A 20,054-nucleotide genomic window follows, 5' to 3' on the forward strand; every position below is an offset into this window, starting at 1 on the left:
CGCCCCGGCCCGCGGTTCCCCTGACCGGGTCCGCCCGGCGTGGTCTCGTACCCCGTCGCCCGCCCCCGTGTCCCCGCCGCCGGACCCTGCTCCCATAATCGCGGACATGACGAACCGACGCAGGCGAGCCGAGATCTTCCCCGGGCCCGGGCCGGACGACCGCTTCACCGGCCCGGCGACCGGGGACGAACGGCAGCTGCTGGCCGCCTTCCTGGCGGACCAGCGCACCACCCTGGTCCTGAAGTGCTCGGGTGTGGAAGGGGAGTTGTCCCGGCGTTCCGTGGAGCCGTCCACGCTCTCCCTGCTGGGCCTGGTGCGCCACCTGGCCGACGTCGAACGCCGCTGGTTCCGCACGGTGCTGGCGGGGCAGGACGTGAAGCCCCTGTTCTCGTCGGAGGCGGATCCCGACGGGGGCTTCGACGGAGCGGCCGGCGGCCCGGAGGCCGTGGAAGAGGCCTGGCGGGCGTGGCGCGCCGAAGTGGCCTTCGCGGACCGCTTCGTGGCCGAGGCGCCCGACCTCGACGTGGAGGGCGACGACGCGTGGCGCGGCAGGGTCTGCCTGCGCTGGGTCCTCGTCCACATGGTGGAGGAGTACGCGCGGCACAACGGCCACGCCGACCTGCTGCGCGAGCGGATAGACGGGGCCCTGGGCATCTGAAGGAGCCCGTCCGCACCCCGGGTCGTCCCGCGCCCCTTCCGAATTTCTGGAACTGGTTCTACTCTGACCGCCGCCACCCAGCGACGACCGGCTGGACCGCGAGACACCCGGAGGGGCCGTGCACCTCGAATACACGCCTGAGCAGCAGCAGTTGCGCACCGAGCTGCGCGCCTACTTCGCCGACCTGGTGCCCGAGGACGTCTACGCCCGCTACGAGGACCCGGCCGCGCAGAAGCGCTTCTACCGCGAGACCATCCGCCGGCTCGGCGCCGACGGCTGGCTCGGGGTCGGCTGGCCGAAGGAGTACGGCGGCCGCGGGATGTCCCCGATGGACCAGTTCATCTTCTTCGACGAGGCCGCGCAGGCCGTCGTACCGCTGCCCCTGATGGCGCTCAACACCGTCGGGCCGACCATCATGCAGTTCGGCACCGACGAGCAGAAGGCGTACTTCCTGCCCAGGATCCTCGCGGGCGAGATCGACTTCGCCATCGGCTACAGCGAGCCGGACGCCGGGACCGACCTCGCCGCGCTCAAGTGCAAGGCGGTCCGCGAGGGCGACGAGGAGACCGGCACCTACGTGGTGAACGGGCAGAAGATCTGGACCACCAACGGCGACACCGCCGACTGGGTCTGGCTCGCGGTGCGCACCGACCCGGACGCCCCCGCGCACAAGGGCATCACGATGCTGCTGGTGCCGACCTCCGACCCCGGCTACTCCTGCACCCTCATCAACACCCTCGCCTCGCACGACACCACCGCCAGCTACTACGAGGACATCCGCGTCCCGGCCACCCGCCGCGTCGGCCGGGAGAACAAGGGCTGGCGCCTGATCACCAACCAGCTCAACCACGAGCGCGTCACCCTCGCCGCCCACGGCACCATGGCCATCCGTGCCCTGCACGACGTCCAGCGCTGGGCCGCGGAGACCAAGCTCGCCGACGGCCGCCGGGTCATCGACCTCTCCTGGGTCCGCGGCCGCCTCGCCCGCACCCACGCCCGCCTCGACGCGATGAAGCTCCTCAACTGGCAGATGGTGAACGCCGTCCAGGACGGCACCCTCACCCCGCAGGACGCCTCCGCGGTCAAGGTCTACGGCTCCGAGGCCCGCCGGGACGCCTACGCCTGGCTGATGGAGGTCGTCGGCGCGGCCGGCTCCCTCAAGGACGGCTCCGCGGGCGCGGTCCTGCACGGCGAACTCGAACGCGGCTACCGCAGCGCCGTCATCTTCACCTTCGGCGGCGGCAACAACGAGATCCAGCGCGAGATCATCTCCTGGATAGGCCTCGGCATGCCCCGGGTCCGCCGCTGACGGGCGGGCCCGTTCGGAGCCGCCGGGAACTCCCGCTTCCCACACGGGTGTTACCGTCACGCCATGCCCAAGAACGAGATCGACACGGTCACCGCCGAGTTCTTCGGCGCCTTCGACAACCGGGGCGGCAAGGCCGCCGACGTGGACCGGATCCGCCGGCTGGTCGTGCCGGGCGGCGTGATCGTCAAAACGGGTCCGGAGTTCACCGTCTACACGGTGGAGGAGTTCATCGAGCCCCGCCGGCGGCTGCTCGCGGACGGCCGGCTCCTCGAGTTCGCCGAGTGGGAGACCTCCGAACGCACCGAGATCGCGGGCGACATCGCCTCGCGGTTCGGCGCCTACCGCAAGTCCGGGATCCTGGACGGCGAGCCCTTCGAGGGAGGCGGCACCAAGACCATCCAGTTCGTCCGCACCCCGGAGGGCTGGCGCATCGCGGCGTTCGCCTGGTACGACCACCCCTGACCGCCGACGGGCCCACGGCCCCGGGTCCCGGATTCCCGCCGGAAGCCGCGCCCCGCCTCCTGGCCGCCGCGCCCCGACCCCTCGTACGCTGGACCCGCCGCGCGCAGGGGACAGGAGGTGCCGGGATGGGTGGCAGCGCTGCCGTCGGGCCCGAACCGGGGCTGTACGGGCCGGCGTCCGTCACCTGGCAGTGCCATGGCGATCCGATGATGTGGATCGCCGGCGTCCGGGCGCTGTACCTCCAGGCCCTGCACCCGCGCGCCGTGCGCGGGGTCATGGAGAACAGCGACTTCCGGCGCGACGCCTGGGGGCGGCTGCTGCGCACCGCCGACTTCGTGGGCACCCTCACCTACGGCACCGCCGGGGACGCCGAACGCGCCGGGGCCCGCGTCCGGGCCATCCACCGCAAGCTCTCCGCCACCGACCCGGCAACCGGCGAGCGCTTCCCCGTCGACGAACCGGCCCTGCTGCTCTGGATCCACTGCGCCCAGATCGACAGCTTCCTGCACGTACTGCGCCGCTCCGGCGTCCCCCTCACCCCCGCCCAGGCCGACCGCTACGTGGACGAGAACCGGGTGAACGCCCGCCTCGTAGGCCTCGACCCGGCAGCCGTCCCCGCCGACACGGCGCAGCTCGCCGCGTACTTCGAGAAGATTCGCCCCGAACTCGCCGCCGGAGCCGACGCCCGCGCCGTCGACGACTTCCTGCGCGGCCCGCCCGTCCACCCGCTCCTCGTGCCTGGCCGGAATCTGCTGTGGCGCCCGCTCGCCGACCTCGCCTACGGGTCCCTGCCCGGCTGGGCGCACCGGCTGTACGGGCGCCCGGCCCCGACCCCGCTCAGCACCACCCGTCGCTTGCGTCTCACCGGGCACGTGCTGCGCAGCATTCCCGCAGGTCTGCGCTGGCAGCTGCCCCCAGGTCACATCTTGAAAGCGATGCGCCGCATGGGCCCCGGGAGTCGCCCCTCCTCGTACACACTGCGTACATCAGCGGCCATACTGGACCGGCCGGGGAGGGCGAGGCACGACAACGGGGGCGACTTCAAGACATGGCGGAGTCCAGACTGATCCAGGGCCGATACCGGTCGCTCGACCTGATCGGTCGCGGCGGCATGGGCGAGGTGTGGCGGGCCCGGGATGAGTCGCTGGGCCGGCAGGTCGCCGTGAAGTGTCTGAAACCGATCGGTGCGGAGCAGGACGCCCACTTCACCCAGGTGCTGCGCGAGCGGTTCCGCCGCGAGGCCCGCGTCGCCGCCTCCCTCCAGCACCGGGGCGTCACCGTCGTCCACGACTTCGGCGACGACAGCGCCGCCGGCGGCCCCCTCTACCTCGTCATGGAGCTCCTCGAAGGCCGCAACCTCAGCCAGCTCCTGGAGGACAACGAGACCCGCCCGCTCCCCGTCGACGTGGTCGTCGACATCGCGGAGCAGATGGCCGCCGCCCTCGGATACACCCACGACCAGGGCGTCGTCCACCGCGACCTCAAGCCGGCCAACATCATGCGGCTCACCGACGGCACCGTGAAGATCTGCGACTTCGGCATCGCCCGCCTCGCCCACGACATCGGCTTCACCGCCAAGCTCACCGGCGGCGGCATGGCCATGGGCACCCCGCACTACATGTCGCCCGAGCAGATCGCCGGCGGAGAGGTCGACCACCGCAGCGACCTCTACTCCCTCGGCTGCGTCCTCTACGAGATCGCCACCGGCGCACCGCCCTTCGACCTCGGCGACTCCTGGTCCGTGCTGGTCGGCCACCGCGACACCGCTCCCGTGCCGCTGCGCGAACACCGGCCGGAACTGCCCGGCTACTTCGAACGGGTGGTTCTGGACCTCCTCGCCAAGCGCCCCGAGGACCGGCCCGGCGACGCCCGCCACCTGCACCGGCGGCTCGTCGAGGCACGCCTCGGCCCGGCCGTGCCGCCCGGCGCCCAGGCCCCCCTCCCGCCCTGGGCCCAGGGGATGACCGCCGGGCGCAAGGCCGGGATCGAGGCCCGGCCCGCGAGCGGCGAGTGGGCGGTGCTCACCGGCGCCTGGACGGCCGCGCGCCCGAGCGGCGCCCAGCGGATCGTGCGTCCCGAGCCCGCCGAGGACCCCCGGCTCACCGCCCCGTACGGGGCTCCGCGGCTGCCCGGTCCGCGGGGGAGCGGCCCCGAGGCCCTCGCCGCGGGCCACACCCGTGCCTTCGCCCTCAGCCGGGCCGGCCGCCCCGAGGAGGCCCTCGCCGCGTACGAAGCCGTGGCCGACGGCCGCGCGCGGGTGCTCGGCCCGGACCACGCCGACACCCTCGCCGCGCGCCAGGAGGCGGCGTACGAGCTCGGCAGGCTCGGACGGCACGCCGAGGCGTACGCGATCTACCGGGCGGTGCTCGTCGCCCGCGAGCGCACCGCGGGCCCGCTCCATCCCGACACCCTGCGCTGCCGCCACAACCTGGCCTGCGCCCTCGGCGCGCTGGGCCGGTTCGCGCAGGCCCACGCCACCGCCGCCGCGGTCGCCGCCGACCGGTCGGCCGTACTCGGCGCCGAGCACACGGAGACCCTCCTGACCCGCTACGAGGTGGCGTACGCGCTCGGCCGCCTGGAGCGCTGGCAGGAGGCCCTGGCCGCGTTCCGCGAGGTGGCCGCCGTACGCGAAGGGGTGCTCGGCCGCGACCACCCCGACACCCTGGCCGCGCGCTACGAGGTCGGCATCGCGCTCGGCCGCTGCGGGAACAGCGCCCAGGCCCTCGACCTGTTCCGGGCGCTGGTCCGCGACCGCACCCGCGCCTACGGGGCGACCGACCCCGAGACCCTGCGCGCCCGGCACGTCGTCGGCGTCAACCTCGGCCGCCTGGACCGCTGGGAGGAGGCGGTGGCCGAGGCCCGCGAGGTCGGCGCCGCCCGGGCCGCGGTGCTCGGCGCGGAGCACCCGGACACCCTGGTCAGCCGCCGCGAACTCGCCGCCGGGCTGGGCCGCCTGGGCCGCTGGGAGGAGGCGCTGCCCATCTACCGCGACCTGGCCGGGATCCGCGAGCGCGCCCTGGGCGACGAGCATCCGGACACCGCCCTCGCCCACGCCGACGAGGCCTACTGTCTGGAGCGGCTGGGCCAGGTGTGTTACCAAGAGCCATGACAGCCACACGGGGCTCCAGCGGATCGGCACACTCGGGGCACCTCCCAGCGGTAGCCGGGGGAGTGTACGACGCGGTGATCGTCGGAGGCGGCCACAACGGCCTGGTCGCCGCCGCCTACCTGGCCCGGGCCGGCCGCTCGGTGCTGGTCCTGGAGCGGCTCGGCCACACCGGCGGGGCGGCCGTCTCCACCCGCCCCTTCGCCGGGGTCGACGCCCGCCTCTCGCGCTACTCCTACCTCGTCTCCCTGCTCCCCGCCAAGATCGTGCGCGATCTGGGGCTGCGGTTCGCGGTCCGCAAGCGCGGCGTCTCCTCGTACACGCCCACCCTGCGCGACGGGCGCCCCGGCGGGCTCCTCGTCGGCGGCGGAGAGGAGCGCACCCGCGCCTCCTTCGCCCGGCTGACCGGCTCGGACCGCGAGTACGAGAGCTGGCGCGCCTTCTACGGCACCACCGCCCGGGTCGCGGGGAAGGTCTTCCCGACCCTGACCGAACCGCTGCCCACCCGGGAGGCCCTGCGCGCCCGCATCGACGACGAAGCGGCCTGGCGGATGCTGTTCGAGGAACCCCTCGGGGCGGGGGTGGAGCGGCACTTCGCCGACGACCTGGTGCGCGGTGTGGTCCTGACCGACGGGCTGATCGGCACCTTCGCGGACGCGCACGACCCCTCGCTGGCGCAGAACCGCTGCTTCCTCTACCACGTCATCGGCGGCGGCACGGGCGACTGGGACGTGCCCGTCGGGGGCATGGGCGCGCTCACCGACGCCCTGGCCGAAGCGGCGCGGGCGGCCGGTGCGGAGATCGCCACCGGGCACGAGGTGCTGCGGATCGACACGGACGGCACCGCGCCGGCCGAGGTGGTGTTCCGTACGGCGGGCGGGGAGGGGCGGGCCGTCGCCCGCACCGTCCTGGTCAACGCCTCCCCGCGGGCGCTGGCCGAACTCCTCGGCGAGGCGCCGGCGCAGCCCGCGCCCGAGGGCGCCCAGCTCAAGGTGAACATGCTGCTGCGGCGGCTGCCCCGGCTGCGGGACAGCGCCGTCGACCCGCGCGAGGCCTTCGGCGGCACCTTCCACATCGCCGAGGGCTACACCGAACTGGCCAGGGCCCACGCGGAGGCCGCGGCCGGGGAGCTGCCCTCGGTACCGCCGTCCGAGATCTACTGCCATTCACTGACCGACCCGACGATCCTCGGGCCGGAGCTGGTGGAGCAGGGCTACCAGACGCTCACCCTGTTCGGACTGCACACCCCGGCCCGGCTGTTCCGCCACGACAACCGGCAGGCGCGCGAGGTGCTGCTGACCGCCACGCTGGCGCAGCTCGACGCGCACCTGGACGAGCCGCTCACCGACTGCCTGGCCTTCGACGCGGACGGCCGCCCGTGCATCGAGGCGAAGACCCCGCTGGACCTGGAGCGCGAACTGCGGCTGCCCGGCGGCCACATCTTCCACCGGGACCTGTCCTGGCCCTACGGGGACTCGGGGCGCTGGGGGGTGGAGACCGCCCACCGCAACGTACTGCTGTGCGGTGCGGGGGCGGTGCGCGGCGGAGGGGTCAGCGGGGTCCCCGGGCACAACGCGGCGATGGCGGTGCTGGGGCACTGACCCCACGGCCTAACCGGCGGCGTCGACCGGCTCGATGACGACGATCGGGATCTCACGGCTGGTCTTGGTCTGGTACTCGTCGTACGAAGGCCAGTGCTTGACCATCAGCGGCCAGTACGCGGCACGCTCTTCCGAGGTCGCGGTGCGGGCCCTGCCCTGCATGATCTCGGCGCCGACCTGGATGCGGACCTCGGGGTTCTCGGTCAGGTTCCGGTACCACAGCGGGTGCGCCGGGTCGCCGCCCTTGGAGGCGACCAGGAGGTAGCGGCCGTTGTCCTCACCGTAGATGAGGGGCGTGCGCACCGGGCTCCCGGAGACCCGGCCCACGGTGGTGAGCAGCAGGGTCTGGGTTCCGTTCCAGTAGTGGCCCTCGGCCCCGTTCGAGCCCACGTACTGCTTGACGTGGTCGAGCTGCCAGCTTCCGGTCCTGGGGTCGGTCGGGTGGTCCCAGTCGATCTCGGTCGTCATGGCGATCTGCCTGCCTTCGTGTTGAACGGTCAACGAACCTCAACAACGAGTCCGAACGCCCACGGGCACGGTGTTCATTCCGGGCGAGGGCCGCTCTACATCTGTAGAGTGATCTCATGCCCACCCCGGACCGCGGCCCCGACCGCAGAACGCTCATCGCGGACACCGCGATCGACCTCGTCGCCGAGGGCGGCCTGCGGGCTCTGACCCACCGGGCCGTGGACGCGGCCGCGGCGCTGCCGGCGGGCAGCACCTCCTACTACTTCCGCACGCGCACGGCGCTGATCGCCGCCTGCTACCAGCGGCTGGCGGAACTGGACCTCGCGGACCTCGACGCGGACGGGCCGGCGCTGCCGCCTGCGCCGCTTGCGCCGCCGGACCGCGCGGCGGCCGCGGCGGCGCTCGCCGGGCTGCTGTACCGCTGGCTGACGGCGGGCCGCGCCCGCCAGCTGGCCCGTTTCGAGCTCAGCCTTGAGGCGGCCCGCAACCCGGAGCTGGAGCCGGACTTCCACCGGGCGGGCCAGGGTGCGCGGGCCCGGGCGGCGGGGATCCTCGCCGCACTCGGCGCGGACCGCCCCGAGGAGGCGGCCGACCTGCTGGTCGCCTGGGCCGACGGGCTCCTCTACGACCGGCTGGCCGGCGCCTCCGCCCGCTCCCGCCCGGCGCCGGACCTGTCCGAACTGACCTCCGTCACCCGCCGGATGATCGACGCGGCGCTGTCCTAGGCACGACGGAAGGGCAGGCCGCAGCCTGCCGCACCCGTCACCGGCCCGGCCGGTGCACGAGGCCACGTGGGCAGGGAAAACGCAACGTCGACAGGGTCCGCGCAGGCGGCTACCTTCACCTGGTCCTCGGCGATCGCCCACGGTCGTACGGGAGTTCCAAGGAGAGACGCATGCCCCGTCTTGCGCTGTACACGTTCGGCGTCCTGAAGTCGCCCCTCGCCGATCCCGCACCTCTCACGCGGGAGTTCTACGCCCGGGGCGAGGCCGTCTACCGGAAGATCAGCCGGCACCCCGGATACCTCGCCCGCGCCGAAGCGGCGGACGGTGACCGGGGCGTGCTCTTCGGGGCGGACTGGGGTGCATGGGGCGAGTTCGCCGTACCGGCCTGGTACGGAAAGGGCCGTACGCTGGAGACCACCGCCCTGGCCGCGACCCTCTCCCTCTGGACCGACCTGCGCCCCGCCTTCGACGCCGTCTACACCGGTCCGCACCGTGAGGCGCTGAACAGGCGCCACGACTGGTTCGAGAGGACAGGGCACCCGAATCACGTGTTCTGGTGGGTCTCCGACGACGTGATCCCCACCTGGCAGGACGGAGTCGCCAGGCTGGAACACCTCCACGGCCACGGCTCCGCGCCGCACGCCTTCACCTTCCACCACTCGTTCGCCCCGGACGGAACTCCGACCCGGATCGAAGGGATCGGGCCGAAGCGAGACCAGGTTCGCTGACCCGGCCGTCCTGCCCCCGGGGGACCGCGGCCGGGCCCCGCCGGAGGTTCCGGGCTAGTCCGAGGACCTGGTCCAGCCGACGGGTTCGAGCCGGGCGGCGTCGGCCGGGCGGTCCTCGGCGAAGAGGAGCCGGGCCGGCTCCGCGACGCGGATGAGGTCGACGTAGACCCCCCGCCCCACATAGCGGCCGGTCGCGGCGTGGCGGAAGCGCAGACGGACCTCGCGGCCCGCCCAGGCCGCCGTGAGGGGGGCCTCCAGGCGGTGCCAGATCCGGCCGGACCAGCCGCCCGCCGAGCCCCGGGGCCAGCTCTCGGGCGTGCCCCCGGTGGACCGCAGGGTGCTGAACGGCAGCGGCTCCCAGCGCTCCCCGTCGGGCGAGGCCTCCAGATGGAAGGCGCCCTCGCCGGGCACCGTGTCCCACCAGACGGCGCAACGCAGCCGGGCGGCGGCCGTCGCCGGGGTGAGCGGCGGCAGGGTCAGGGTGCCCGAGGCCCCGGGGGTGATCCCGGAGAACCAGGCCGGGCCGCCGTGCCTCGTACGAACCGGCACGGCGCGGGCGAATCGGTTGCCGACGGCGACCCGGGGCGCGCTGCCGGCCCGCCAGGTGCGGACGGGGTGCACCGAGTTGCCGAGCAGGATCAGGAAGGAGTCGGTGGAGGGGTCGAGGACGAGGGAGGTACCGGTGAAGCCGGTGTGCCCGGCGGAGTGCGGGGTGGCCATGGCCCCCATGTACCAGTGCTGGTAGAGCTCGAAGCCGAGGCCGTGGTCGTCGCCGGGGAAGGAGGTGTTGTAGTCGGTGAAGAGCAGTTCCACGGAGCCGGGGCGCAGGATGCGCCGGCCCGCGTACACCCCGCCGTCGAGGAGGGCGCGGGCGAGCACGGCCAGGTCGAAGGCGGTGCCGAAGACCCCTGCGTGGCCCGCGACCCCGCCGAGCGCGTACGCGTTCTCGTCGTGCACCTCGCCCCACACCAGCCCGCGGTCCAGGCCGGACCAGGGCGGGCGCTGCACCTCGGTGGCGGCCGTGACCCGGCGCCAGGAGCGCGGCGGGTTGTAGCGGGTGCGCTGCATCCCGAGCGGAGCGGTGATCTCGTCGCGGAGCAGGACGTCCAGAGTGCGGCCGGTGATCTGCTCCAGGAGCAGCTGGAGGGCGATCAGGTTGAGGTCGGAGTACCGGTAGACGGTCCCCGGCGTCTCCTGAGGCTGCACCGACCACAGCAGCCTCAGCCGGCCCTCGCGCGTGGGCTCCTTGTAGAAGGGGGCCCACGAGCGCAGCCCCGAGGTGTGCGTGAGCAGCTGGCGGACCGTGATCACCTCCTTGCCGCCCCCGGTGAACAGCGGCAGATAGCGGTGCACCGGGGCCTCCAGCTCCAGCCGGCCCCGCTCCATCTGCTGCACGGCCAGGACGGAGGTGAAGAGCTTCGTCAGCGAAGCCAGGTCGAAGACGGTGTCCTCGGCCATCGCGAGCCGCTCCGCCGCCGGGAACTCGCTGACCCGGTCGGTGCGCCCGTCGTAGTCCGCGTACCGCACGGCGTCGCCCATCGCGCGGTGCAGCGCGATGGTGCGGCCCCGGCCCGCCAGGACCACCGCACCGGCGTAGTAAGGGTGTTCGGGGGAGGGGCCCAGGAACCGCCGCGCCTCGTCCGCCACCCCCTCCAGGTGCCGGTCCAGCAGTCCGGCCTGGCGTGCGGACCCGTAGCGCAGGCGCAGGCCCTGGAGGGCGCGCCGTTCGGCCGGGCCGCCGGCCGCCGCGGAGCTGCCGGGCAGCGCGGAGTGCAGGACGAGCACACCGCCGAGGGCGAGCAGGCGGGCGCCCAGGCGCCGCCGGCTCAGCCCTTGTGCCTGCGCCGGCCCGTCCTCCCCTTGTGCCTGCGCCGGCCCGTCCTCGCCTTGTGCCTGCGCCGGCCCGTCCTCGCCTTGTGCCTGCGCCGGCCCGTCCTCCCCTTGGGCCCGCACGCCCCCTTGCCCGTGTCCGGGTTCGTGCCCCTGCCCGGGTCCCCGTCCCGGTTTCTGCCCCTGCTTCCGCGCTGCTCCGTACCCGGGCCCGCACGGGCCCGCTGCCGCCGCCGCTGCGCCCGTCGTCCCGTCAGCCCCCGTACCTGAAGCCATGTCCGGCCCTCCTGTCCGCTGCCCGAGCCCGCCTGCCGCGCCGCGCTCCGCGGGCCTCGCTCCGCCCCGGACCCCGGCGCTCCATCGCCGGCGGGGCGGGCTCTCGCCGGCGCCGGGACGGGATCTGCCGCACGTTAGTGGGTATCTGCCCGCCCGGCGGCCACCCTCCGCACGGACCGGGGCGCAAAGAATCTGACACTGCATCAGAAAATCTCTTCCCTCGACTGCCGGGCTGCGGCATCCTGCCGCCCATGGAGACGGAGCTGAGCAAGAAACTGGGAGTCGAGCACGCCATCTTCGGCTTCACGCCCTTCCCGGCGGTCGCCGCCGCCATCACCCGGGCGGGTGGCTTCGGCGTACTCGGCGCGGTCCGCTACACCGCGCCCGACGACCTCAAACGCGACCTCGACTGGATGCAGGCGCACACCGACGGCAAGCCCTACGGCCTCGACGTCGTCATGCCGGCCAAGAAGGCCGTCGACGGCATCAGCGAAGCCGACATCGAGGCGATGATCCCGGCCGGACACCGCCAGTTCGTCCGCGACACCCTCGCCAAGCACCACGTGCCCGAGCTGGCCGAGGGAGAGGCCTCCGGCTGGCGGATCACCGGCTGGATGGAGCAGGTCGCCCGCAACCAGCTCGACGTCGCCTTCGACTACCCCATCAAACTCCTGGCGAACGCGCTGGGTTCCCCGCCGGCCGACGTCATCGCGCGCGCTCACGACCACGGCGTCCTCGTCGCCGCCCTCGCCGGCAGCGCCAAACACGCCCGCCGCCACGCCGAAGCCGGCATCGACATCGTCGTCGCCCAGGGCTACGAGGCCGGCGGCCACACCGGGGACATCGCCACCATGGTCCTGGTGCCCGAGATCGTCGAGGCCGTCGCCCCGCTCCCCGTCCTCGCCGCGGGCGGCATCGGCAGCGGCGAGCAGATCGCCGCCGGACTCGCCCTCGGCGCCCAGGGCGCCTGGCTCGGCTCCCTCTGGCTGACCACCACCGAGGCCGAACTCCACTCCCGGGCGCTCACCGAGAAGCTCCTCGCCGCGGGCTCCGGCGACACCGTCCGCTCCCGCGCCCTCACCGGCAAGCCCGCCCGACAGCTGCGCACCGAGTGGACCGACGCGTGGGACGACCCGGAGGGTCCCGGCGCGCTGCCCATGCCCCTGCAGGGCCTGCTCGTCGCCGAGGCCGTCTCCCGCATCCAGAAGTACGAGGTCCAGCCGCTGCTCGGCACCCCCGTCGGGCAGATCGTCGGCCGGATGAACGAAGAGCGCGGCGTCCAGGCCGTATTCGACGACCTGACCAAGGGTTTCGAGCGAGCCATCGACCGAGTCAACCGCATCGCCGGCCGAGTCCGAGAGGCGTGATCAGTGTGACCGACCAGCCCCCCAACGGATTCTGGGCGCAGGCCGCGGCCGACCCGCAGCGCACCGTCCTCATCACGCCCGAGGGCGAGGAATGGAGCGCCGGCCGACTGCACGCCGACGTCAACCGCCTCGTCCACGGCCTGCGCGCCGCCGGTCTGGAGAAGGGGGACGTCTTCGCCGTCGTCCTGCCCAACGGCGTGGAGTTCCTCACCGCCTACCTCGCCGCCTCCCAGGCCGGCTTCTACCTGGTCCCCGTCAACCACCACCTCGTCGGCCCCGAGATCGCCTGGATCGTCTCCGACTCGGGCGCCAAGGTCCTCATCGCCCACGAGCGCTTCGCCGAGGCCGCCACCGCCGCGGCCGACGAGGCGGCCCTACCCGCGAGCCACCGCTACGCCGTCGGCACGGTTCCGGGCTTCCGCCCGTACGGGGAACTCCTGGACGGACAGCCCGCGGCGGCGCCCGCGGAGCGCACCCTCGGCTGGGTCATGAACTACACCTCCGGCACCACCGGCCGTCCGCGCGGGATCCGCCGCCCGCTGCCCGGCAAGCTCCCGGAGGAGACGTACCTCGGCGGCTTCCTCGGCATCTTCGGCATCAGGCCCTTCGACGGCAACGTCCACCTGGTCTGCTCACCGCTCTACCACACGGCCGTCCTGCAGTTCGCGGGCGCCGCCCTGCACATCGGGCACCCGCTGGTGCTGATGGACAAGTGGACCCCGCAGGAGATGCTGCGCCTGATCGACCGGCACGCCTGCACGCACACCCACATGGTCCCGACCCAGTTCCACCGGCTGCTCGCACTCCCGCAGGAGACGAAGGACGCGTACGACGTCTCCTCGATGCGGCACGCCATCCACGGCGCCGCCCCCTGCCCCGACCACGTCAAGCGGGCGATGATCGACTGGTGGGGCCGGTGCGTGGAGGAGTACTACGCGGCGAGCGAGGGCGGCGGCGCCTTCGCGACGGCCGAGGACTGGCTGAAGAAGCCGGGGACCGTCGGGAAGGCGTGGCCGATCAGCGAGCTCGCCGTCTTCGACGACGACGGGAACCGGCTGCCCGCCGGTGAACTCGGCACCGTCTACATCAAGATGAACACCGGCGGCTTCAGCTACCACAAGGACGAGGGCAAGACGAAGAAGAACCGCATCGGCGACTTCTTCACCGTCGGCGACCTGGGGCTGCTGGACGAGGAGGGCTACCTCTTCCTCCGCGACCGCAAGATCGACATGATCATCTCGGGCGGGGTGAACATCTACCCCGCCGAGATCGAGTCCGCCCTGCTCACCCACCCGGCGGTCGCCGACGCCGCCGCCTTCGGCATCCCGCACGCGGACTGGGGCGAGGAGGTCAAGGCCGTCATCGAGCCGGCGGAGGGCTTCGCGGCGGGCGACGCACTCGCCGCGGAGATCCTGCACCACTGCGAACGGCAGCTCGCCGGCTACAAGCGCCCCAAGACGGTCGACTTCATCGAGACCATGCCGCGCGACCCGAACGGCAAGCTGTACAAGCGCCGGCTGCGCGACCCGTACTGGGAGGGCCGCGAGCGCGCGATGTGACGGGGCGTCCGGGCCGGGGTGCGTCGACGCCCCGGCCCGGACCCCTCCGTACGCCCGGGCGTACGGCGGGTCAGCCCGTGAAGATCCAGCCCAGCTGGCCGCCGGAGGCCTGGCCCTCGCAGTTCGTGGTGTTCGACTCGAAGAACTCGCGGTGCTTGCCGACCATACAGCGCATCAGCGGCAGGCTCCCCACGCCCGCCGGCTGGCCGGGGTGGAACCAGCCGAGCCGGGAGACGTAGGTCTGGCCCTCACAGTTGACGTCCCCCGAGAGGAAGTTGTCCTTGCGGACCACGCAGTGGTAGAGCGGGACCGTGCCCTCGCGCGGGCTGGTGTAGAGCTGCCCGAGGCTGCCCTCGACCGTGTAGCCGGGCGGGACGTTCCAGACGGTGCTGATGTGCTCCCCGTTCGGGCCGATCAGCCGGTTGAGGCTGCGCGTGGGCGTGCTCACCGCGGGTTCGCCGCTGCAGGTGGCTTTGACCATGGCCTGCCAGTAGATGGTGGTGATCTGCTGGTAGACGGGCCCCTGGGTGATCCGGCACTGCGAGCCCGAGAAGCCGAACTCGGCCGCCTGACGGTTGATCGCATCGTAGGCGGCGGCCGCCGCGATGTTCTGCGGGCCGCCGCCGATACCGGTCAGGTGGACGTTGACCGGTCCCACGGAGGCGGCCGCGGCGGGGGCGGAGTCGGGGGCGGCGGAGCCGGTGGCGGGCACGGCTCCGGCCGGTGCGGCGGCGGTGGCCGCCGCGGCCAGGGCGGCGGTCAGGGCGAGGAGGGCGGTGCGTAAGCGGGATGTGCGGCGCAAAGCGGATCTCCTGGTCGTCGGCCCCGGCGTCGGTGCAGGCGCCGAGGGGTGAGGCGACAGTGCATACCGCCCGATCGGCGGCATCAACGGCATTCCATCTGCGAGCGGTCATCAGGGGCCAGCCGGTCTTCGGCCGATCTCGGGGCGGACCTCGGCCGCCGCCGCCCGCCGCTGGGCCGCCGGGGCACCGCCGGGCCCGGAGCCGTCGTGAGAAAGGCCACGTCAGAGCCACCGACGCGCGCCGTGCGCCGCACGGAAGGGATAGATCTGGCAAGTTGGCTGATATGAGTACGGCAACGAGCAGATCACCCCTGACCGACTGGACCGTCGTGGTCCCCGTGGTGGCGCTCGTCGCGCTCGTCTTCAGCTGGGGACGCGACCTGCCCGGATTCGCGGTGGTCCTGGTCTCCCTCTGCCTCGCGGGGGCGGTGCTGGCGGCCGTGCACCACGCCGAGGTCGTCGCCCACCGGGTCGGCGAACCCTTCGGCTCCCTGGTCCTCGCCGTGGCGGTCACCGTCATCGAAGTGGCGCTCATCGTCACCCTGATGGCCGACGGCGGCGACAAGACCTCCTCCCTCGCCCGGGACACGGTCTTCGCCGCGGTCATGATCACGTGCAACGGCATCGTGGGCATGTCCCTGCTCGTCGGCGCCCTGCGCAACCGCGTCGCCGTCTTCAACGCCGAGGGCTCCGGCGCGGCGCTGGCCACCGTCGCGACGCTGGCCGTCCTCAGCCTCGTCCTGCCGACCTTCACCACCAGCAAGCCCGGCCCCGAGTTCTCCACCGCCCAGCTGACCTTCGCCGCCGTCGCCTCGCTCGCCCTCTACGGGCTGTTCGTCGCCGTCCAGACGGTCCGCCACCGGGACTACTTCCTGCCGGTGGACACCTCGCGCGGCCATGTCGGGCCGGGCGGCCCAGCCGGGCGCGATGCCGGCGGCGGCCGCGCCCAGGACGCCGCGCCGACGCCGACCGGGCCTGCCGCGGCCGCCGCGTCGGCCGGTCTTGCCGCGCCGGACGGGCCTGCTGCGTCGCCCGGTCTTGCCGCATCGGCTGGGCCCGCCGCGTCGGCCGGGCCTGCCGCGTCGGCTTGGCCTGCCCCATCGGCCGGGCCTGCCCCATCGGCCGGGCCCGCCGCGTCGGCCGCGCCTGCCGCGTCGGGGGCGCCCGCGGAGGACGGCGAGCACGCCGCGCCGCCCACCGCCCGCGCCGCCCTGATCAGCCTCGGCCTGCTGCTGGTCGCGCTCGTCGCCGTCGTCGGCGATGCCAAGGCGGTCTCCCCGACCATCGAGCAGGGCGTGGCGAAGGCCGGCCTGCCCCACGCCGTCGTCGGTGTGATCATCGCCCTGCTCGTCCTGCTGCCCGAGACGCTGGCCGCCGTCCGCGCCGCCCGCCGCGACCGCGTCCAGACCAGCCTCAACCTGGCCTACGGCTCCGCCATCGCCAGCATCGGCCTGACCATCCCGGCCATCGCGCTGGCCTCGGTCTGGCTCTCCGGCCCGCTCCTGCTGGGCCTCGGTCCGATCCACATGGTGCTGCTCGCCCTCACCGTCGTGGTCAGCGCCCTCACCATCGTCCCGGGCCGCGCCACCCTGCTTCAGGGCGGGGTGCACCTGGTCCTGCTGGCCGCGTACCTCTTCCTGGCCGTCAGCCCGTGAGGGCCGCGGCCAGGAAGGGGCCGGGGGTCACCCGCGCTCGCGCGGCCACACCACCTTCAGCTTCGGCGAGGTGAGGATGTCCCGCTCGCAGAACCGGGAGGTCACCCAGCGCTCCTGCGAGAACATCCGGGTCTGGTCGGCGTAGTACGGCGAGTTCGGGTTCGCCGACTGGCTGTACGTCAGCAGGGTGCGCGCGACGGGGCAGCGGCCGCCGTTCCAGCCGACCGCCTGGACGTGGCTGGAGCCGTGCAGCACCTCCGGGTAGCCGCCTCCCGCCGCGTTCCACGGCGCCTCGATCTTGTTCCAGACGCCGAGCGCCTCCGTGCCGCCGCCCACCGGGAGCTTCTCGCCGCCGCGGACCACGAACTGGTGCTCGCCCAGCGGAGCGTCCAGGGCGGCCCCCGCCGCCCTCAGCTCCGCCACCGCGTCCGCGAGCGCCCGCCCGATGCCGGGCGCCGCCTGGTTGAGCGTGCGGGGCGTGCGTACCGGATCGGCTGCCGAGAACGGCACCAGCCACAGGTCCTTGGCCGCGGTCGTCGCCGTCAGCCGCCGCCAGAACCGGTCGAAGAGCAGCGCGCCGCGGCTGCCGCTGTCGGCCGTACGGTCCCAGCCCGCCAGCACCGGGCACGCCGCCGACACGTCCACCGCCGTCCCGTCGCTCGCCGTCGCCGTACCGCCGGGCAGTGCGGCGCAGGCCTCCGCCGCGTCCGCCGCCGCCAGGTCACCGGCCGGGGCCCGGTTGGCGAACTGCTGCTTCTGCAGGTCGGCCACGGTCAGCCGGCCCTTCGCCGCCATCCCGGCGACGTCCTCGATCGCCCCGCGGGTGCGCAGCGAGCGCGGGGCGGCCACATTGCCCCAGATCCGCTCGTAGCCGGTCAGCGGCCGTTCCGCGTTGGCCAGCCACGCACTGTCGTTGGAGTTCTCGGCGTACGGGGCGTCGCGCAGCGTCGGTGCCCTGCCCGGCCCGAACACCCCGGGCTGTACGGCGTCCGGGTCCGAGCCGAGCGCGCAGTCGCCGCGCGCCCCGTCCAGCACGGCCAGCCCCGAGGCGGGGTACGTGGCCCGGCCCAGCGCGGTGGAGCAGCGGGCCGCGAGCTCGTCGGTGATCCGGGGGAGGACCTGGGACTGGGTGAAGAGGGTGCCGCCCGCCGAGTCGGCGGCCACGGTGTTGACCCAGGGCAGGCCCTGGGTGCGCCGCAGGGCGTCCTGGATCCCGCCGACGGAGCGGGCCTTGCCCATGGCGAGGGCGGTGTCGGAGCCGCGCAGGTTCGCCGCGTTGGGGTCGTTCAGCGCGTACGCCGTTCCGGCCGTCCAGGGCAGCGGCAGGCCCGGGCCGAGGTTCGAGACGACCGGTCCGTAGCGGGTCCACCACTGGGTCCGGGTCACCGGGTCGCCGCCCGCCACCGGCACGGTGACGGTCCGCCGGGTCATCTGCTGCGGCACGCCGTCGACCAGGTAGGCCGTCGGGTCCGCCGGATCGAGGGTGAGCTGGTGCAGGCTGACGGGTGTGCCGGTGGCCACCGTGTGGCTCCAGGCCACCTTCTCGTTGAAGCCGATGTTGACGACGGTGGTGCCGAGCAGGGAGCCTCCCGAGACGTTCAGCTCGCCCGGGATGGTCTGCTGCGACTGCCAGAAGCGGCGGCCGCCCTGCCAGGGGTAGTGGGGGTTGCCCAGCAGCAGGCCGGCGCCGCTCGCCGTGGTGGAACCGGCGAAGGCGACCGCGTTGGAACCCATGTCGTAGCGGGTGGTGTCGAAGAACTCCCGCGCCGCCTCGGCCGCGGCCGCCGGGTCGGGCTCGCCCGGCGCCGCCGTACGGGCGCCCGCGCCGGGCGTGCCGGGCGCCGGCGGCTGGGCGGCGGTGATGCCGTCGATCCCGCGGCCCTGGCCGCCGAGGACCGAGACCGCGAACCCGCGGGCGGCCACGTCGGTGGCGGAGACTGGGCGGACCCAGCCCGCGCCCTTGCAGGCCGGGTCGGTGATCTTGTTCTGGGCCAGCCATGCGTTGTAGCCGGCCGCCCAGCCGCGCATCAGCTCCCTCAGGTCCTTGCTGGGGCCGGCCGGGGCGGGGGCGGCCAGCAGCTTCTCGACCGTGCCGGATTCGCGTACGCCCTTGAAGTACAGGTCGCTGGTGAGGTTGCGGGTGGCGGAGGACAGGGATCCGTCGGGCGCGGCCTCGGGGCCGAACCAGCGCGAGCGCTCACCGGCGACGGTGACGAACCCGTCGGCGAGTACGCACACCTGGTCGGCGGCCTGGGCCCAGCCGGTGCCGAAGCCGAGGTGCGCGTAGTCGCGGGCGAGTATGTGCGGGATGCCGTTCTCCGTGTACCGGATGACGGCGGACAGACCGCCGCCGGACGGGCCTGCGTCCCCGGTGGCCGCGGCGGCCTGCGGTAGCGCGGCCGTTGTGGCGAGCAGCGCGGCGCCGGTGAGGGCGACGCGGCGGAGTATCGGGCGGGTGCGGAGCAACATACCTCCCAAGTAGCCTGCGGATGAGCGAGGTTGCCCGTGGGGCGGGCGGTGCGTCCGTGCCCCCACACTCATGCAGGCTGCTTGATGGTCTGTCAACATCCCGTTTGGTATCCGGGCCGCCACGGGGCCGTGCTGGTTCCGCGGGCTCCGCCGGGTCAGCTCCCCGCCGGACCGTGAGGGGCGGGCGGAGGGGGTTCTTCCGTGGGGAGGTAGCCGCGCCGCTCGAGGCGGCGGAGCGTGAGGTGTTCGTGGACGAGGCGGCCGACGAGGGCTCCTCCGTAGACCACGAATCCGACGCCGACCAGCCAGGACTGGACGACCAGCAGCGTCCCGAAGGGGCCGTAGGTGACGGCGTTCGAGGCGATCAGCGGGGAGAACACCAGCTGCGAGAAGACGCGCAGCCCCAGCAGGCCGACACTGGTGGCCACCGCCCCCGGCACCAGGGCACGCCAGCGGACCCGGCCGCCGAGCAGCAGCCGCTGCGAGGCGATGAAGAACAGGCAGGTGCCGAGCAGGTCGCCCAGGGTGCCCAGGACCGTGCCGACGGCGTCGTTCGACGGCGCGGGGATCTCGACGAGCAGCGCGAGGTAGCACACCAGCAGGGCGAGCCAGACGACGTGCCGCCACATCGTGTGCCACCGGGCGGTCGGCACGTCCCAGACCTTCTCGTAGCCCGTCTGCACGGCGGAGCCGAAGGTCAGGCCGAAGACGGCCAGGGCCGCCAGACCGAAGGCCGTGGTCCGCTCCAGGGCCAGGTCCGCCGCGCCGAACACCACCTCGACCCGGCCCCGCGAGGACTCCGTCACCCCGAGGGCCTGGCCGAGCCACCGGCCGAAGCCCGAGCCGCTGCCGGGGGCGGCGGCCGCCACGACCACCAGCAGCGGCACCAGCGTGAGGAAACCGAGGGCCGCGAAGCCCATCGCCCGGTGCATCAGCTCCATTTCCCGGCCGCGGCTCCAGGCCAGCCCCGCGAGGGAGCCCTGGAGCCGGTCGTAGAGCTGCCGCAAGAACGAGGTCACGCGGTATGCACTACCCGGGC

At 73.8% G+C, this 20,054-nt stretch carries 16 protein-coding genes; 11 read left to right on the top strand and 5 right to left on the bottom strand.

Going from position 1 to position 20,054, the window contains the following annotated elements; translation table 11 throughout:
• The first annotated feature begins 106 nt into the window (after positions 1-106).
• From AB0D66_RS08655 to AB0D66_RS08680, 6 genes are all read left to right on the top strand, one after another.
• On the top strand, positions 107-658 hold the full coding sequence (locus tag AB0D66_RS08655) for a DinB family protein (RefSeq protein ID WP_362298695.1): 552 nt from the start codon (positions 107-109) through the stop codon (positions 656-658).
• A gap of 118 nt (positions 659-776) precedes the next feature.
• Positions 777-1,967, top strand: a complete 1,191-nt coding sequence (locus AB0D66_RS08660) for an acyl-CoA dehydrogenase family protein (RefSeq protein ID WP_362298698.1) — start codon at positions 777-779, stop codon at positions 1,965-1,967.
• Positions 1,968-2,030: 63 nt separating this feature from the next.
• Positions 2,031-2,429, top strand: a complete 399-nt coding sequence (locus tag AB0D66_RS08665; RefSeq protein WP_362298700.1) for a DUF4440 domain-containing protein — start codon at positions 2,031-2,033, stop codon at positions 2,427-2,429.
• Positions 2,430-2,554: 125 nt separating this feature from the next.
• Positions 2,555-3,496: an oxygenase MpaB family protein gene (locus AB0D66_RS08670; protein WP_362298703.1), complete on the top strand. Its 942-nt coding sequence runs from the start codon at positions 2,555-2,557 to the stop codon at positions 3,494-3,496.
• A complete protein-coding gene (locus AB0D66_RS08675) occupies positions 3,478-5,538 on the top strand; it encodes a tetratricopeptide repeat protein (protein WP_362298706.1) in 2,061 nt (686 codons plus the stop codon). The genes AB0D66_RS08670 and AB0D66_RS08675 overlap by 19 nt, the downstream gene beginning before the upstream one ends.
• A gap of 62 nt (positions 5,539-5,600) precedes the next feature.
• On the top strand, positions 5,601-7,136 hold the full coding sequence (locus AB0D66_RS08680) for an NAD(P)/FAD-dependent oxidoreductase (protein WP_362298709.1): 1,536 nt from the start codon (positions 5,601-5,603) through the stop codon (positions 7,134-7,136).
• Positions 7,137-7,145: 9 nt separating this feature from the next.
• On the opposite strand, the gene AB0D66_RS08685 is transcribed toward AB0D66_RS08680, so the two are convergent.
• Entirely contained in the window at positions 7,146-7,604 is a 459-nt protein-coding gene (locus AB0D66_RS08685) for a nitroreductase family deazaflavin-dependent oxidoreductase (RefSeq protein ID WP_362298712.1), read from the bottom strand.
• A gap of 116 nt (positions 7,605-7,720) precedes the next feature.
• On the opposite strand from AB0D66_RS08685, the gene AB0D66_RS08690 reads away from it, so the two are divergent.
• Both AB0D66_RS08690 and AB0D66_RS08695 read left to right on the top strand, forming a co-directional pair.
• The gene (locus AB0D66_RS08690; RefSeq protein ID WP_362298715.1) at positions 7,721-8,329 is read left to right on the top strand and encodes a TetR family transcriptional regulator; all 609 of its coding nucleotides are present in this window, start codon (positions 7,721-7,723) and stop codon (positions 8,327-8,329) included.
• Positions 8,330-8,499: 170 nt separating this feature from the next.
• A complete protein-coding gene (locus AB0D66_RS08695) occupies positions 8,500-9,057 on the top strand; it encodes a DUF3291 domain-containing protein (protein WP_362298718.1) in 558 nt (185 codons plus the stop codon).
• A 54-nt stretch (positions 9,058-9,111) separates the two neighbouring features.
• Here AB0D66_RS08695 and AB0D66_RS08700 read toward each other — a convergent pair whose 3' ends face one another.
• Complete coding sequence (locus tag AB0D66_RS08700; protein WP_362298875.1) at positions 9,112-10,887, bottom strand: serine hydrolase; 1,776 nt, start codon at positions 10,885-10,887, stop codon at positions 9,112-9,114.
• 527 nt (positions 10,888-11,414) lie between these two features.
• Between AB0D66_RS08700 and AB0D66_RS08705 the strand changes: the two genes are divergently transcribed.
• The gene (locus AB0D66_RS08705) at positions 11,415-12,530 is read left to right on the top strand and encodes a nitronate monooxygenase family protein (RefSeq protein ID WP_362298721.1); all 1,116 of its coding nucleotides are present in this window, start codon (positions 11,415-11,417) and stop codon (positions 12,528-12,530) included.
• 5 nt (positions 12,531-12,535) lie between these two features.
• Positions 12,536-14,089, top strand: a complete 1,554-nt coding sequence (locus tag AB0D66_RS08710; RefSeq protein ID WP_362298724.1) for an acyl-CoA synthetase — start codon at positions 12,536-12,538, stop codon at positions 14,087-14,089.
• A 70-nt stretch (positions 14,090-14,159) separates the two neighbouring features.
• Here the strand turns inward: AB0D66_RS08710 and AB0D66_RS08715 are convergent, their stop codons facing one another.
• Positions 14,160-14,891, bottom strand: a complete 732-nt coding sequence (locus tag AB0D66_RS08715; protein ID WP_362298727.1) for a hypothetical protein — start codon at positions 14,889-14,891, stop codon at positions 14,160-14,162.
• Between the two features lie 284 nt (positions 14,892-15,175).
• Between AB0D66_RS08715 and AB0D66_RS08720 the strand changes: the two genes are divergently transcribed.
• The gene (locus AB0D66_RS08720) at positions 15,176-16,546 is read left to right on the top strand and encodes an ionic transporter y4hA (RefSeq protein ID WP_362298730.1); all 1,371 of its coding nucleotides are present in this window, start codon (positions 15,176-15,178) and stop codon (positions 16,544-16,546) included.
• 27 nt (positions 16,547-16,573) lie between these two features.
• On the opposite strand, the gene AB0D66_RS08725 is transcribed toward AB0D66_RS08720, so the two are convergent.
• Positions 16,574-19,015, bottom strand: a complete 2,442-nt coding sequence (locus AB0D66_RS08725; protein WP_362298733.1) for a penicillin acylase family protein — start codon at positions 19,013-19,015, stop codon at positions 16,574-16,576.
• 155 nt (positions 19,016-19,170) lie between these two features.
• Positions 19,171-20,034, bottom strand: coding sequence for a YhjD/YihY/BrkB family envelope integrity protein (locus AB0D66_RS08730; RefSeq protein WP_362298736.1), 864 nt, complete (start codon positions 20,032-20,034; stop codon positions 19,171-19,173).
• Between the last annotated feature and the right edge of the window lie 20 nt (positions 20,035-20,054).

The organism is Streptomyces sp. NPDC048270 (assembly GCF_040652335.1).
Classification (GTDB): Bacteria; Actinomycetota; Actinomycetes; order Streptomycetales; family Streptomycetaceae; genus Streptomyces.